The organism is Neobacillus sp. C211 (genome assembly GCF_051842875.1).
Taxonomy (GTDB): domain Bacteria; phylum Bacillota; class Bacilli; order Bacillales; family Cytobacillaceae; genus Neobacillus.
Genome location: NZ_JBPXRO010000021.1, coordinates 14,077 through 31,447 on the forward strand (window position 1 = coordinate 14,077; position 17,371 = coordinate 31,447).

The 17,371-nt window shown below is 42.7% G+C and carries 11 protein-coding genes; all 11 read left to right on the forward strand.

Going from position 1 to position 17,371, the window contains the following annotated elements; genetic code table 11:
* The first annotated feature begins 14 nt into the window (after positions 1 to 14).
* Positions 15 to 1,895, forward strand: coding sequence for a beta-N-acetylhexosaminidase (locus ACSU6B_RS18765; RefSeq protein ID WP_410887583.1), 1,881 nt, complete (start codon positions 15 to 17; stop codon positions 1,893 to 1,895).
* Between the two features lie 25 nt (positions 1,896 to 1,920).
* A complete protein-coding gene (locus tag ACSU6B_RS18770) occupies positions 1,921 to 5,031 on the forward strand; it encodes an alpha-mannosidase (protein ID WP_410887585.1) in 3,111 nt (1,036 codons plus the stop codon).
* A gap of 167 nt (positions 5,032 to 5,198) precedes the next feature.
* Positions 5,199 to 6,128 carry an ABC transporter permease gene (locus ACSU6B_RS18775; RefSeq protein ID WP_144554884.1) on the forward strand — a complete coding sequence of 310 codons (930 nt, stop codon included), beginning with the start codon at positions 5,199 to 5,201 and terminating at the stop codon, positions 6,126 to 6,128.
* A gap of 159 nt (positions 6,129 to 6,287) precedes the next feature.
* Positions 6,288 to 7,166 (forward strand): carbohydrate ABC transporter permease, encoded by an 879-nt coding sequence (locus ACSU6B_RS18780; protein ID WP_168245833.1) that lies wholly within the window; start codon positions 6,288 to 6,290, stop codon positions 7,164 to 7,166.
* A 23-nt stretch (positions 7,167 to 7,189) separates the two neighbouring features.
* The gene (locus ACSU6B_RS18785) at positions 7,190 to 8,644 is read left to right on the forward strand and encodes an ABC transporter substrate-binding protein (protein WP_410887591.1); all 1,455 of its coding nucleotides are present in this window, start codon (positions 7,190 to 7,192) and stop codon (positions 8,642 to 8,644) included.
* A 112-nt stretch (positions 8,645 to 8,756) separates the two neighbouring features.
* Positions 8,757 to 10,559 carry a sensor histidine kinase gene (locus tag ACSU6B_RS18790; RefSeq protein ID WP_410887593.1) on the forward strand — a complete coding sequence of 601 codons (1,803 nt, stop codon included), beginning with the start codon at positions 8,757 to 8,759 and terminating at the stop codon, positions 10,557 to 10,559.
* A complete protein-coding gene (locus ACSU6B_RS18795) occupies positions 10,552 to 12,060 on the forward strand; it encodes a response regulator transcription factor (protein ID WP_410887595.1) in 1,509 nt (502 codons plus the stop codon). The genes ACSU6B_RS18790 and ACSU6B_RS18795 overlap by 8 nt, the downstream gene beginning before the upstream one ends.
* A 17-nt stretch (positions 12,061 to 12,077) precedes the next feature.
* Entirely contained in the window at positions 12,078 to 13,490 is a 1,413-nt protein-coding gene (locus tag ACSU6B_RS18800; protein ID WP_410887597.1) for a glycoside hydrolase family 1 protein, read from the forward strand.
* Between the two features lie 2 nt (positions 13,491 to 13,492).
* Entirely contained in the window at positions 13,493 to 14,437 is a 945-nt protein-coding gene (locus ACSU6B_RS18805; protein ID WP_410887598.1) for an ROK family protein, read from the forward strand.
* A gap of 20 nt (positions 14,438 to 14,457) precedes the next feature.
* Complete coding sequence (locus tag ACSU6B_RS18810; protein WP_410887600.1) at positions 14,458 to 15,315, forward strand: ROK family protein; 858 nt, start codon at positions 14,458 to 14,460, stop codon at positions 15,313 to 15,315.
* A 294-nt stretch (positions 15,316 to 15,609) separates the two neighbouring features.
* Positions 15,610 to 17,364, forward strand: coding sequence for an ABC transporter ATP-binding protein (locus tag ACSU6B_RS18815; protein ID WP_410887602.1), 1,755 nt, complete (start codon positions 15,610 to 15,612; stop codon positions 17,362 to 17,364).
* Positions 17,365 to 17,371: the final 7 nt, after the last annotated feature.

The following is a 17,371-nucleotide window of genomic DNA, read 5'->3' on the forward strand; positions in this document are numbered from 1 at the left end:
AGGGAGGAAAACAAGTGGAACTGTTCTTAAAGGGAGACACATCTTCAGTAGCAGCTGGTCTTGAGTTTGTTTCAAAACGATTAAATGTTCAACTTTCTACTGATGGTTATCCGATTCAAGTGAAAAATCAGAAAGGGCCGTTAAGGGTTTTGAATAAAAGCGGACAAGGAGAAATTTCGTTTGAAAAGCCGGTTCATTTTTTCCGGGCGCTCGGATTGTGGCTGGAGAATTTTCAAAAAAGTAACGAATTCGATTTAACAGAGAATCCACAGTTTAACATGAGTGGTGTGATGCTGGATGCGTCGAGAAATGCGGTTCCCACCGTTGCTGAAGTAGAGAAGCTTCTCCAGCACATGGCGATGATGGGATTAGACACCCTGATGCTCTATACGGAGGATACGTATGAGGTGAAGGAATATCCTTATTTTGGATATATGCGGGGAAGATATACGTTTGAGGAGTTAAAAGCCTGCGATGAATATGCAGGGAAGCTCGGAATTGATATGATCCCTTGCATTCAAACATTGGGCCACTTACGGGAAGCCCTTAAATGGAATTATGCCTCCGGATTCAAAGACACAGATGATATCTTACTTGTGAATGAGCCCAAAACGTATGAGTTTTTAGAGAGCTGTCTAAAAGCAGCCTCCGAGCCATTTCGAACCAAACGGATTCATATCGGCATGGATGAGACGTTTCAGCTTGGCTTAGGAAAATATTTAGAGAAGCATGGTTTTGAACACCATATTGATCTCATGAATCGACATCTGCAAAAGGTGGTCTCCATTACCGATAAGCTGGGTCTAAAACCGATGATTTGGAGCGATATGTATTTCCCATTGTTTGCCGAAAACAGCCCCTATAAGGATGAAAGGGGCAGCATCCGTCAAAATATTCTTGACGGAATTCCGGATGTGGAGCTTGTTTATTGGAACTATTACCGGAAAGAGCAAGAAGTATATGAACGAGATTTTCATAACCATAAGCAGCTGGGCTCCACACCAATCTTTGCCGGTGGGGCTTGGACATGGAATGGACTGGTGCCGAACTATGGCAAGGCGATTGCGACAACAGAAGCGGCACTGGCTGCCTGTAAACAGGAAGGTATCAGCGAAATCTTTGTCACATTGTGGGGGGATAACGGAGCAGAAACGCCGTTTGCAACAGCTTACCCGATCATGCAATTATTTGCCGAGCACACTTACCAAAAGGAAGTGTCTATTGAAAAGGTGGCAGAGCGTTTTGAATTTTGCGGTGGCGGGCATTTTGCCGATTTTATGAATTTGAAATTATTGGATGAAACACCGGGTGTCATGAAGGATAACATGAATACCTCGATGACGTCAAAAGTCCTCTTATACCAAGATAGTTTAATAGGTTTATATGACGAGAATGTCCGCGGCCTACCATTAGGGGAGCACTATCAGCAGCTGGTGCTTGTGCTTGAAAAAGCTAAACAGGAGAATCCAGCCTGGGAAGCCCTGTTTGATTTATATGAACAGCTGGCGAGGGTGCTGTCTGACAAAGCGGAAATCGGCATCAAGATTCTAGCGGCGTATCAGAACAACGATTTTGAACAAATGAAATCCATTCTTATGATTTTGGATCGCATCCAAGCGAATGTGGATCTTTTAAGGCAAAAGCACCGAGACATTTGGTTTGCAGCGTACAAACCATTTGGCTGGGAAGTGATCGATATTCGTTATGGCGGTGTCATGACTCGGATGGATTCCGCCAAATACCGGATTCAGGAGTGGCTTGAGGGAAAGATTCCCCGGATCGAGGAATTGGAAGAAAAACGGCTGCACCATGATGGGCCGTGGGAAATCGTGGAGGGGCTAGTAGGCGGTAATGTCTATCATCGGATCGTCACTGCAGGCAACTTTTCATTATAAAAACTAGTTATAACGAGGTGAAAGCATGTTCTTAACAGAAAGAAAATTTGAAGAGCGCATCAGGGAATTAGAGGGTTACCGGTTCCGAGACCTTAAGGGAATTCAACAATTTTTCGCCCAGGAGGATGATGGTTCAATTGGTGCCTATCCACCGGCTGTGTATGATGAACAAAAGGTGATGAATATCGGCGACTACTGGAAAGGCCGCGATCGCTATATTTGGCTTAATGCTGAGATCGATACTCATTTGCCATATGCCGATCAGCAGATTGTCGGTCTATTCTCGTTCGGAAAAACGGGCGGGGGCAATAATTCAGGCTTTGAGTCGCTTCTATTTGTCAATGGCAAACCTTATCAGGGTGTCGATTCCAATCATGAAGAAGTCCTCTTCGATAACCAAACGGCCAAGGGGCCGATGCGTTTGGATTTCAGGCTCTGGTCAGGACTTGAGGGTGGAGGAGTTCCGACAGAAAATGAATTTAAGCTGCAAATGGCCGCGATTGGCTGGCTGGATCGCCGGGTAGATAATCTCTATTACACCCTATTAGCTGCTTATGAAGTGATAAAAGAAACAAGTGAATCGGATTCCGCCTATACCATTTTGAAAAAGTTGATTTCGGATGCCCTTCATTTGATTAATTGGACCGAGCCCGGCAGCCCTGAATTTTATCAGTCCTGTTATGCGGCGGAGGAAATCCTTACAGAGGCAATTCAGTCCTTCACCAAAACTTCAGACATCACGATCCACACTGTCGGCCATACCCATATTGATGTGGCCTGGCTTTGGCGGTTAAAAAATACACGGGAGAAGTCTGCTCGTTCTTTTTCAACGGTCTTGCATTTAATGAAGCAATTCCCTGAATATTTATTTCTGCAAACACAGCCTCAGCTCTATGACTATATCAAAACGGATTATCCTGAGATTTACGCTCAAATAAAAGAAAGAGTGGCTGAAGGCAAATGGGAAGCCGGCGGAGCGATGTGGCTTGAGTCGGACTGTAATATTCCGAGCGGCGAATCGCTTGTCCGCCAAATCCTGCATGGGAAGAACTTTTTTAAAGAAGAGTTTGGCGTCGATTGCGAGTATTTATGGCTGCCGGATGTGTTCGGCTACAGCTGGGCGCTGCCGCAGATTTTAACAAAGTCAGGCATTAAAACAATGATGACGACCAAAATTAGCTGGAATCAGTATAACCGGATGCCGCATGATACCTTTTACTGGAAAGGAATCGATGGTTCCGAGATTTTAACGCATTTTATTACGACGCCGGAGCCATGGAATTCTCAGGACTCTTGGTTCTATACGTATAATGGCTTTATTACCGCGAAAACGGTGAATGGCGCTTGGAAAGGCTATCGTGATAAGGAGTTATCCAAAGATTTGCTTCTTTCCTATGGATATGGTGATGGCGGCGGCGGCGTCAACCGGCATATGCTTGAAATGCGCCGCAGATTTGATGCGCTCCCAGGGATGCCGAAGGTAAAAACGTCGACAGCCGGGGAATTTTTTAACAAGCTTCACGAGAATGTTGCCGAATCGGATGGCTATATTCATAAATGGGATGGCGAGCTGTACCTTGAGTACCACCGGGGCACTTATACCAGCCAGGCGTTTATGAAGCAGATGAATCGGAAATTGGAGCTCTTATACCGAAGGGCTGAATTCCTTACTTCATGGATTTCTGAAAATGGCCAATGGATGGGAACGGACGAACTGAAAAATGGCTGGAAGATTATTTTGCGCAATCAATTCCATGATATTATTCCCGGCTCCTCCATCCATGAAGTGTATGAGGATGCCAAGGAAGAATATAAGGAGGCGCATGAGCTAGTTCGAAGCCTGGAATCCCGCATTATCAAGCGCGGAATCGAACAGGATGACCGCTCTGTCGTGCTCTTTAATGCCAATCACCACCAAGGGAAGAAAAATGTGGCGGTCCAGCAATTTGCTGATTTTGCCGGAGGTGTTTGGAAAAACAGCATGGGAGAAATCTTAACCCATCAAAAACGGGATAACGGCTGGCTGATTGAGGTCGACACCCTTCCTTCCTTTGGGGCGAAGACGTTATATTTTGAGCCGGCGGCAGCCGTTCAGGAAACGAATTCGAATTTCAGCTATCAGGACCGGAAATTGGAAACGCCGTATTACCTGGTTGAATGGAATGAATTTGGCCAAATGACGTCCCTCTTTGATAAGGAAGCAGGCCGTGGGGTTCTCGCTGAGAATCAAAAGGGAAATATCTTGCAAATTTTTGAAGATAAGCCGCTTGCCCATGATGCTTGGGATATCGATCTCTTTTATCAAGAAAAAATGGAAGAAATCCGTGATTTAATCAGATTTGAAGTCGTGGAAAATGGGGAATTGACATTTACAATTCTTGCTAAGTGGACTTATCATCATTCTGAAGTCTCCCAGCGGATTGTCTTTTATCAAAATGACCGCCGCATTGATTTTGAAACAACGGTAGACTGGCATGAAAAGAGAAAACTGCTGAAGGCTGCTTTCCCAGTGGATATCCGCGCCACCGAGGCCACTTATGATATTCAATATGGAAATGTGAAGCGCCCGACTCATTGGAATACAAGCTGGGATATGGCTAAATTTGAAACGGTGGGCCATCAGTGGGCCGACCTGTCAGAACCAGACTATGGGGTAAGCCTATTGAACGATTCCAAATATGGCTACGACATTAAAGAACATATAATGCGTATCACCCTATTAAAATCAGCGATTCATCCTGATCCACAATCAGATCAGGGAACCCATTCGTTCGTTTATTCGCTTTACCCGCATATCGGGGAATGGCGCAAAGCGAAAACGGTGGAGACAGCGTGGGATTTGAACGATCCTGTTGTGGCCTCTGAAGGGAAATGGGCAAAGGAAGAGTCTTTCCTCGAAATGGATTCGGACCATGTTTGGATTGATGCTATTAAGCCGGCCTATGATGGCAACGGCATCATTATCCGCCTTCATGAATATGAAGGACGCAGGGGCAAGATTTCTTTGGATATTCTCACAGGCATGAACTCATGGGTGGAGACCAATTTGATGGAAGAACCAATCGGAGAAGAATCGGCATCACCTATTGAGGTTGAAATCAAACCGTATGAGATTAAGACTTTTCGAGTTTTATAGGACAAAAAAGAACCGACTAGACCGCTTCAGTCGGTTCTCTCATTTTATTGAAAAAAATTCTAAGATTTTTGCACTTAATCCCAAATTAGTCAACTATAATTAGGCCTCTTTTCCCTTTAAAATAAGGGTATGGAAGTGCTTACATAATATTCGGAGGGAGGAGAAACATGAAAAGGATATTAAGCGATCTCTATAAAAATCGAGTTTGGCTGCTTATGGTGTTACCGGGAACAATTTGGCTGCTCCTATTTTCGTATTTGCCGATGTTTGGACAGGTATTGGCCTTTAAAAAGTTCCGAATTGATCCCGATGGATTTTTTGCCAGCGTCATGAATAGTGAATGGGTTGGCTTTGACAACTTTAAATATTTATTCAGTACAAATGATGCCTGGATCATTACCAGAAATACCATCCTTTACAATCTTGTCTTTATCGTATTAGGGCTGGTAACGGCGGTTGCAACAGCTGTCTTGCTCAGTGAGTTAATCAATAAGAGGCTGTCGAAGGTTTACCAAACTTCTATCCTGTTCCCGCATTTTATTTCATGGGTTATCGGCAGTTATTTTGTCTTCACTTTCCTAAGTACGGAACACGGCTTGTTAAATCATATTCTTGGCTGGTTCCATGTCGATCCTATATCGTGGTATAGCGAATCGAAATATTGGCCATTTATTCTCGTATTCATGAGCATGTGGAAGGGTGTTGGTTACGGCAGTATCGTTTACTTAGCCTCCATCGTCGGGATTGACCGGACGTATTATGAGGCAGCGATGATTGATGGTGCTTCAAAATGGAAGCAGATTAAACATGTTACCCTGCCAATGCTTAAGCCATTAATGATTATCCTGACCATCATGAATATTGGACGGATCTTCAACTCGGATTTCGGATTGTTTTATCAAGTGCCAAGAGATTCGGGAGCTCTATATGGGGTGACAAATGTAATTGATACCTTCGTATACAGGGGTCTCATGAATCTGGGGGATATAGGCATGAGTACGGCTGCGGGTCTATACCAGTCGGCTGTTGGATTTATCCTCGTGATCATTACCAACTACATTGTCCGTAAAGTGGATGAGGAAAGTGCCTTGTTTTAATGTTCATTTCTTTAAGAAGGGAGGAAAAGTCGCCCGGCGGCTAATGATATGCCAAAACTAGAACAAACCCAATCAACGCTTCTTATTTCAAAACCAGTAGAAGAAATGAAAGAGGGGAACCCTAAGGTCATCAGGAAGAAGTATCGGAGCCCTCAACATATGCATCCGGCCGCAAATGCTATTATTAGTGTGCTGCTTGGGATTCTCGCGTTTACGTGTATTTTTCCTTTTATCTATGTCATTATCATTTCGTTTACAAGTGAGGAAAGTATTGTAAGGAACGGTTTTCAATTGATCCCGAAGGAATGGAGCTTGGATGCTTATCATTATCTCTGGGGTATGAAGGAGTCCTTTTTCCGCTCCTATGGTGTCACGATTTTTATTACGATTGTCGGTACCATCATCAGTGTGTTCATGATTACCTTTTATGCCTACGCGATTTCAAGACCGCAATTTAAGTATCGAAGATTTTTCACGTTCCTAGCATTCTTTACGATGCTTTTCAGCGGCGGACTGGTGCCGACTTACATCGTTGTCACCCAGTTCCTGCATTTGAAAAATTCCGTTTGGGCACTGATCCTGCCCCTTGCGATGAATGCGTTTTACATTATCATCATGAGAACATTCTTCTTAAAGTCCGTTTCTGAATCGATTTTGGAATCGGCAAGAATCGATGGGGCAAGTGAATGGAGAATCTTCTTCCAAATCATCTTCCCGCTTTCCTTACCGGGAATTGCCACAATTGCCTTGTTCAGTACACTGGGTTATTGGAATGACTGGTTTACAGCCTTGCTTTATATTGATAACCCTAATCTGGTTCCGCTTCAAGCTTTACTCATGAAAATTGAGGCAAATCTTGAATTTATGAGAAAAAATATGGATGTCGCTATCATGCAGACAAGTTTATTTGATACGATTCCGCAAGAATCAGCCAAAATGGCTATGGTTGTAATCGCCACCTTACCGATAGCAGTCTCGTACCCGTTCTTCCAAAAGTACTTTATTAGCGGACTGACGATTGGCGGCGTTAAAGAATAATCAACAGAAAGAGGAGAAGAGGAATGAAGAAAAAGAAGTTAGGTATTATTCTCGCATCCGTTTTGGCAGCTGGAACCCTTCTATCTGCCTGCACCAGCAAAGACAGTGCCACATCAGAAAAGGGCGGTAAAAATGGCGAACCTTATGAAATTAAATGGTACACCATTGGAACCCCGCAAAAAGATACTGAAAAAGTCTTTGCAGAAGTCAACAAGTATACAAAGAAAAAAATTAATGCCACAGTGAAAATGACCCAAATTGACTGGGGGGATTGGGATCAAAAATCACAGGTGATGATTAATTCAGGGGAACCCTTTGATATTATCTTTACGAACGGTACCTCTTACGTTCAGAATGCCCAAAAAGGTGCATTTACGGACATTGACGATATGTTAGGAAAAGAGGGCAAAGAACTTAAAGAGACTCTTAATCCTGCCCTGTTAGAAGGAATTAAAGTCAATGGAAAAATTTATGGCGTTCCTACTAATAAAGAGGCAGCTAGACAATCGGTTTATACCTTTAATAAACGCATTGTAGACAAATACCACTTTGATCTTTCAAAAGTAAAAACCTTGGAAGATCTTGAACCAATGCTGAAAACCATTAAAGAGAACGAACCTGGCGTCACTCCAATGGCTACATTCAAAGCCTATCTGCCATACGATTATATCTTTAATAATGAAATGCCATTTGCCTTTGCAATGGAAGGCGATAGAGACCATGTGATTAACCAATTTGAATCTGATTTAACCATGAAAACCTATAAGACTATGCATCAATATTATAAGGCTGGATTTCTTAAAGAAGATGCAGCGACAAGTAAAGACAGCTGGCCAATGGATGTAGAAAACTGGTTTGTCCGCATGGGTGATTCTCAGCCATATGCTGATTTATTATGGTCGCGCTCGGCTAAGTATGATGTTGTTTCCGTTCCGGCTGAAGATCCGATTACCATTAATGATTCTGTATCCGGTTCCATTCAGGCCATCTCAGCCACTTCCAAGAATCCTGAGAAAGCAATGGAATTCCTGACACTGCTTAATACTGACCCATACCTACGCAACCTTGTTGACAAAGGGATAGAAGGCGTTCATTACGAAAAAAATGACAATGGAACGATTAAAGACCTTCCTGCACGTGTAGACCGTTATAATGTTCCATCTTATTCACTTGGAAACTTCTTTATTTTAGATTTGTATGAAAATGATCCTAAAGATAAGTGGGATAAATTCGAAGAGTTTAACAAATCTGCCAAAATAGCGCCAACCCTTGGTTTTCATTTTAACAGCGACCCAGTAAGATCTGAGCTTGCATCGATTACGAATATTTCAAAAGAATTCTATCCGGCTTTGGCAACAGGTTCTGTTGACCCAGAAGAGTACTTGCCAAAATATAATAAGAAGTTAAAAGAAGCTGGAATTGACAAGGTCTTAAAAGAAATTCAAAAGCAATTTGACGAATGGAAGAGCAAGCAATAATAAGAACAAAAAAGTCAAGCTGGGTGGAAAATCTCAGCTTGCTTTTATTTGAAACCGCAGGTTCCAGTGGTAGACTAGAAAAAAACAATAAGTATAATTTGAGGACATCAAAATGGGATTAAGAAGAAAAGGACGTTTTACTCAAAAAATATTTAATAAACTATTCTTTGCATCATCTATCACTATTATTTTAACCATCATTGTTTTAATCGTTACGATTACGAACTATTACTCCGAAGTGATTATTCAAAAAGAAGTGAACGTCAATACCAGAACGATGGAGCGGGTGGAGGATTATTTTTCCGCTAAAGATGCAGATATTAATCGGTCCAAAAGGGATTTTTATGTTAAAGGGGAAGTCATTGATGATATGTCCTTTGCCCTTCAAAACGGGTATGCGAAATATTTAGAATACCGTCTCGATAAATTTTCGGAGGGCAAGTCCTTTACACCGAATAATATTGATACGTATTTCAATGCCTATTTCGGTCAAGATAGCGATATTAACGCGATCAGTTTACGTTCGTTGGAAACCCCTTCTGTAGAATACCTGCTCATTTTTCAAAATTTACGATGGAATAAAAGCATCATCGATTCTCCCAGGCATTTAGGCAGCCTGTATCTCTCAGAAGAGATTCCCAATCTTGGTGGGGATGGTATTCCACGAGGCAGGCAGCTAAGAGATACCTTTACCAAACAGATTGTCGTTAACAATCCAGTGACCTTGAAAAAAATAGGTGAGATTACTATTTTTTATTCTACTAGTCGACTGGACAAAATGGTCAAAAAGCGCGATGGAGTGCCTGCTTCCTTTTTTATCATGGATGCTGAAGGGAAAATCATCTATTCCGTCAATAAGGGTGATGTTCCCTTAGATATGATCAAACAGATAAAGCCTGAAACAAATGAGAAAAAAATAAAGTGGCAGAATGACCATTTTTATATCAGTACCATTGCGAACCAGGGCGATTATACGTATGTCAGTGTTATTCCCGATAGAGGGTGGCAAAAGCTTACGATCGTCAGGGGAACCATGTGGGGTGTCATTATATTCTTCATCATAATTTCCATTTTAATTTCCTATTCCTTTACTCGAAATTATTCAAGACGTATTAATAAGATTGTTTCGATTATTCGGCAGGTTGAGAATGGAAATCTGGATGCCAGGATACCGGAATCCAAACATGATGATGAATTATCAAGGATTGCTGTCAATATCAATTCGATGTTAGATGAATTGAATAATTATATTGAACAATTTTACCTGTTAAATTTAAAGCAGCAGCAAGCGGAATTAAAAGCGCTTCAGGCCCAAATCGATCCTCATTTTTTATTTAACACGTTAGAGGCGATACGGATGGTGGCTGTCGTAGAGGGTTCAAAAACTTCTAGTAAAATGATTTTCCATTTATCAAAGCTATTCCGCTACTCGTTAGAATCAAAAGACACGGTGCCTTTATATACAGAAATTGAATATGTCAATCAATATTTAAAATTAATGCAATTTAAATTCCCAAACAAACTACAGGTTGATATTCATATACCTAGTAACGTGGAGCAAACACCTGTGCAAAAGCTCATTTTGCAGCCGATCATCGAAAATTATTTTGTTCATGGTTTTAGAAAGGATTGCTCCGAAAATGAGCTGCTCATACGTGCCACTCAGCTAGAGGAAACGTTGGAAATAACAGTGGAGGATAATGGTAAGGGGATAACGGAGGAGGATCTTGCGATGATTGTCCAGCATCTTAATTGTGAAGACGGAGACGAAATGGATTCAATTGGATTAAGAAATATCCATCAACGTTTAAAACTGAAATTTGGAAACGCATTCGGCATTTCTGTGAAAAGTATCAAAGATAAGGGAACGATTGTGACACTTTCTATTCCAGTAAGAGGGACCAGCGATGTATAAGGTGCTTCTAGTTGATGACGAGCCGTTAATTACGATAGGACTTCAAGCCCTCCTAGATTGGGAGGATGATGGCTTTGAAATTGTGTCGCGTGCCGAGAGTGGGGAAGAGGCTCTTACCTATCTTAAGGAACATCCAGTCGACCTCCTAATTACCGATATATTAATGGGAGAAATGTCCGGGTTGGATTTAATTGAGGAAGCGAAAAAAATCCAGCCGAAGGTGAAATGTATAATTTTAACTGGTTATCAAGAGTTTAAGTATATTAAGCATGGTCTGTTATTAGGGATCGAAAACTATTTAGTCAAACCTGTGGATGAGGAAGAATTATTATCGACCATTCAAAATGTAGGCCGGAAAATGAATGCAGTGTCGGGAGGTAATCAGGCACAGGAACCGTCTACCCTAATGGACAATACCTTATGGCGGTTTTTAAATGGAGAGATTGAGAAGAACGACTGTCTGGAAAGATTGTCATTATATGATATCCAGTTTACTCAGCCGTATTATGCTGTTTCTATTTTAAGCTTTGAAAACTATTACAGAGTTGAGATTCTAAAGGAAATCAGAACCTTTATTGAGGAACATTGCGCAGCCGTTTGTTTATTCACTCCAAATCAAGACCTGGTCATTATTATAGGGAGCGAAAAGGAAGAGGAACTATATCGATATAACCAAGGCCTGGTAGAGCAGCTAAAAGATGAAAAAAGAGGGGCAGGTTTATTCTACTTAGCGATGGGAAAACCGGTAAAAGCGGTAGACGAATTAGAAGAAAGTTTTATGAGAGCAAGGGAATACAGCTTATTGCAGTTATATTCATGCCCAAATGTACTTCTTTCCGAACATTTGACGATTGATAAGCATGAAGAATTAAAAAAACAGCAAGAATTTAAAGAAACGATTGTCAAGCAGCTATTGAAAGCAGAGGGAGAAGTTTTTCAACGGATTGATTCTTTTTTTCAGGATCTCACCAAGAATTCCAGCTTTATCTCTCCGCCAGCTGCCAGAAAATATATCTTTAATTTACTTTCCTATATCCATTATTCGTTGCAGCCGAACGATCTCTCCTATCATACGGCTGCCATCGAAAGAATCGTGTATAGCTCTGATATTGACGAGATGAAAGCCATTTTGAAGGAATATTGCCAGGAATTAATTTTTTCAATCCATAAGCAAGTCAACAATCGCAGTCCGATTGTCCAAAATGTCCTTGATTATATCCATGCCCACTATGATGAAGGGATTTCGTTAAAAACATTGGGCCAGCAGTTTCATGTCAATGCCATCTATTTGGGGCAATTATTTCAAAAAGAAGTAGGGGCAGTTTTTTCAGAATACCTAAACCGATACCGATTGGAAAAGGCAAAGGAGCTCCTCAAAACCACGCATTACCGTGCAGGTGAAATTGGCAAAAAGGTCGGGTATTCGGATACGGCTTATTTCTATAAACAGTTCAAAAAAAGTGTGGGAACGACACCAAGTGAATGGAGAAAAATTATATAAAAGGATGGTGATAATCAATGGATAATAGATTGCAAGAATATAACCTTACCTATCGTTTTCCAAAAAACTTTTGGTGGGGAAGTGCCGCATCAGGCCCACAAACGGAAGGCGCAGCGCTGATGGATGGTAGAAAGCAAAGTATCTGGGATTATTGGTCCAGCGTGGAACCTGCTTGTTTTCATCATGGGGTTGGCCCGGAACATACATCGGATTTCTATCATCGGTTTAAAGAAGATATCCAGCTAATGAAAGAAACGGGCCATAACTCCTTTCGGACCTCGATTCAATGGTCACGTTTGATTCCGGATGGAACTGGTGAAGTAAACGGGAAGGCCGTTGCCTTTTACAACCAGGTCATCGATGAATTGATTGCACATGACATCGAACCATTTATGAATTTATACCATTTCGATATGCCGATGTGCATGCAGGAAAAAGGCGGATGGGAAAGCCGGGAGGTCATCGATGCCTATGTGAATTATGCGGAGACCTGTTTTCGCTTATTTGGCGACCGTGTGAAATATTGGTTTACCTTTAATGAACCGATCGTCCCGGTTGAGGCCGGGTATTTATATAATTGGCATTATCCAAATATAGTGGATTTCAAACGGGGGGCAACGGTTGCCCACTATACCATTGTGGCCCATGCGAAGGCAGTAGAAGCCTTTAGAAAAATTAATGTGGACGGGAAAATTGGCATTATCCTCAATCTCACCCCAACTTATCCGCGGAGTCAGGCTGCAGAAGATGTAAAGGCTGCCCATATTTCGGATTTATTCTTTAACCGCAGCTTCCTTGATCCGGTCACAAAAGGGGAGTATCCCCGTGATTTGATTGATATTTTAAATGAAAGAGACCTGCTTCCAGCCGTGGAGGCCGGTGATTTGGAAGTGATTAGAAATAATCCGATTGATCTATTAGGCGTGAACTACTACCAGCCGCGCCGTGTTAAAGCGAAAGAGAAGCCTGAGCCGGAGAATGCTCCGTTTATGCCGGAACATCTTTTTGATCCTTATATCATGCCAGGCAGGAAAATCAATCCGCACCGTGGTTGGGAAATCTGCGAGGAAGTTATCTACGATATTATGATTGACCTCCGTGACAACTATAGGAATCTGCCATTCTTTATTTCGGAAAATGGAATGGGTGTTGAAGGGGAAGAAAAGTTCCGTCATGTGGAAGGGTTTATTGAGGATGATTATCGGATTGAATTTATCCAGGAACACCTGAAATGGGTGCATAAAGCGCTCGAAGAAGGAGCGAATTGCTTAGGATATCACCTATGGACATTTATGGATAACTGGTCATGGACGAACGCTTATAAGAACCGATATGGATTAGTGGAAGTAGATTTAAAGAACGATTTAACACGAACGGTTAAAAAATCAGGGAAATGGTACAAACAGTTGTCCGAAAACAATGGGTTTTAACCATGGAATGGGCAAAGGATGAAAATGAGGTGAGTCGGATGAAAGCGTACATGGTATTCGATATTGGCGGCACCTATATAAAATATGCTGTTATGGATCAAGAAGGAAAGAAATTAGAAAGTGGGAAGTTTCCGACTCCTTGTGATGGATTAGAAAGTTTCTTGCAGAAACTTAGCCAAATTACAAAAGAATATTCGAATTCATTTGAACTGCAAGGCATTGCATTAAGTTCGCCCGGTGCTGTAAATGTTAAAACGGGGTTTATTGGCGGTGCCAGTGCGATTGCGTATATACATGGAGTTTGTATGACTGACCTCATAAGGGAACGAACGGGTTTCCCGGTATCGATAGAAAACGATGCCAATTGCGCCGCTTTGGCGGAAGGATGGTTAGGTGCAGCAAAAGGCACGGAATACTATATTTGTATTGTCATAGGTACCGGAATTGGCGGCAGTATCGTCATTAACCAATCAATCTTACGCGGGGCGTCGCTCCACGTCGGGGAGTTCGGCTACATGATCATGGGAGCACAGTCTAAAAATCCGCTTGATCAAACCTGGAGCAAGACTGCTTCAACCCATGCTTTAGTGGAGGAGGTTGCGAGGAGAAAGTCACTGGAAAAAGGAATGTTGAACGGTGAAGAAGTATTTCTTATTGCCGATAAAGGTGACACGATTGCCAAGGAGAGTATTGCAGAATTTTATAAACGGCTTGCCATCGGAATTTATAATTTAAAATATGCCTTGGACCCGCAAAAAATCCTCATTGGTGGCGGCATCAGCAAGCGGCAGGAAGTGATGGACGGGATCAATCGGGAATTGATGAGGTTAAGGGATGACATTTCCACGTTAGAGATTGAAGTGGAGGCGTGTCAGTTTGGAAATGATGCCAACTTAATCGGGGCATTGTTTCATTTCCTCAAGGACGCAGGCCGGTTTGAAGAATAATAGATTAGGAGGAGCTGCAAATGCATGGTGCGATTGAAGCGGGCGGGACAAAATTTGTTTGCGCGGTAGGAGACGAAAAAGGGAATATCGTGGACAGGATTCAAGTGCCTACCATTACTCCGAATGAAACCATCCCAAAGGTCATAGAATTTTTAAAAAAATACCCAATCGAAGCCATCGGGATTGGTTCGTTTGGCCCGATTGACGTCAACTGGGAAAGCCCTACATATGGACATATCACGTCTACCCCAAAACAAGGATGGAAGGATTATCCGTTTGTGCAAACGTTTAAGGATGAGTTTGGGGTTCCCATCGGATTTAATACGGACGTGAACGCTGCCGCGTTAGGCGAGGCGACCTTTGGTGCAGCCAAAGGGTTGGATAGCTGCTTGTATATAACGGTTGGAACAGGAATTGGAGCAGGGGCGCTCGTTCAGGGGCAGCTGCTTCAAGGGCATTCTCATCCGGAAATGGGGCATATTCTCGTCAGACCTCATCCGGAGGATCCCTATCAGGGGCGGTGCCCATACCACGGTGATTGCCTGGAAGGATTGGCGGCCGGCCCTGCCATTGAAGGGCGCTGGGGACAAAAAGGGATTGAGTTAGTGGACAGGAATGAAGTATGGGAATTGGAAGGCTACTATATTGCCCAGGCCCTAATGCAATATATTTTGATCCTTTCTCCGAAAAAAATTATCCTGGGCGGCGGCGTCATGAACCAGAAACAGGTATTCCCTTCTATTTATAAGCATTTGAAGGAGTTTCTGCGTGACTATGTTTCCTTGCCGGTGCTGTCAGAATATATTGTAAGCCCTGGTTTAGGCAATGATGCCGGGATTACAGGGGCGCTTTTGCTGGCCCATCAGGCCATTGACTGAGAGCAATAATTAATACTAATAGAAGAAACGTGCCACGTAGAAGGGTGGTACGTTTTTTTTTGTGGGCAAAAGACTTTATTTTAACCAATGAATCTATGTTTTTGCCAATAGGACGGAGGGGAGTGTACTGCTAAAATAATGGAAAGGCTTACATGGTTGCTGGTTTATGGCATAAAAGGAGGTGGAGTTTATCAAAATTTAAACAACCTAATTAAACGATTTTCGAAATATTTCTAACTTAAATCTATATAAATGTAAGGCATGTAAATTTATAGGTTTCATAAGGAGGAAAAAATGTTCGTTTTAAAAAAGTTAAAGTCGTTTTATCTTCCTTTTAAAAGGGATTTCATCTGGTCGCTGCTCTTTATGCTGATTGTCGCAGCCATTACAGTCATCTATCCGGTCATTTTGCAGGTAACCATTGATGACGTTGTGCTTGGCCGGCAATATGACTGGGTGCCATGGATTGCCCTGGGGTTTATCGCGCTCATGGCGGTAAAAGCCTTCTCTACTTTCATCCAGCATTATTTGGCGGATATGTTCGGCATTAAATCCGTGTTTATGCTTAGAAATGCCTTATATGAAAAACTGCAGCGGCTATCGTTCAGCTATTATGATAACGCAAAGACAGGGGATTTAATGTCTCGTTTAACCGCGGATGTGGAAGGCTTTCGTTTTTTTGTATCCTTCGGTTTTTGCGAGGTCCTTCGCTTTATCATTGTCGTGGGCACCAGTCTTTGTGTGATGCTCTATTATTCCGTCTCCCTGACTCTGGTCACGATGATGTCGCTGCCTTTTTTAAGTGTGGTGGTTTATAAGTTCGACAGAGCCGTCCATCCGGCATTCCGCGGGATTCGCGAATCGTTCGGCCGCTTAAATACAATGGTGCAGGAGAATATTAACGGGATCCATACGGTTAAAGCCCTGTCCAAAGAAAAGGAGGAAATGAAGCGCTTTAACTCCTCCAATCAAGAGTACAGGACCAAACAGCTATATACGTCGGGGGTATGGTCGAAATATTTCCCACTGATGGAGCTGATCGGCAATATTTCCGTTGTCGCCCTACTGGCATATGGCGGATTTCTAGTGATCAATGGAGCCTTAAAGCCTGGGGAGCTTGTCGCCTTTTACAGTCTTGTTTGGTATATTATTTGGCCGATTATGAACCTGGGATTCACCATCAATATGTTCTCCCAGGCAAAAGCTTCCGGTGAGAGGCTTCTGGAAGTATTGGAAGCGGATGAAACGATTATTGACGGCGATGACATCAGGAGTACCGGCAGAATGGAAGGCAAGGTGGCCTTCAATCAGGTCACGTTCCACTATCGAACGGAGGAGTCAGAAGCGCTCAAGGAGATTACTTTTTCCGTGCTTCCAGGGACAACAATTGGGCTTATTGGCGCAACAGGTTCCGGGAAAACAAGCATCATTCAGCTTCTGTCCCGCTTTTACGAACCGACTGCAGGTGAAATTCGGATTGATGATCGTCCTATTCAGGAATATGGGTTGAAAATGCTGCGTTCGCAAATTGGCGTTGTATTACAGGAGACCTTTCTGTTTTCATCCACCATCAAGGCAAATATCGCTTACGGAAGGCCGGATGCGGAGATGGAGGAAATTATCAATGCGGCCAAACGGGCGCAGGCCCATGATTTTATTATGGAGCTGCCTGAAGGATATGACACGAAGCTAGGAGAACGGGGGATGGGGCTCTCCGGGGGGCAAAAACAACGGATTGCGATTGCACGAGCCATCTGTATGAATCCTGCGATTCTCATTTTAGATGATTCAACAAGTGCGGTCGATATGGAAACCGAATTTCAAATTCAAAAGGCCCTCCGCGAGGTCATGAAGGGAAGAACGACGCTTATTATTGCCCATCGTATTTCATCACTAAAGCATGCCGATGAAATATTGGTGGTGGATCAGGGAAGAATCATCGAACGTGGTACACACGAACAGCTGCTTGCCCATGATGGAGCGTACCGGCGCATCTACAACATTCAATATCAAGATCAGACAGCCATTATGCAAAAGACGGGAGGGTAAGTGAAAA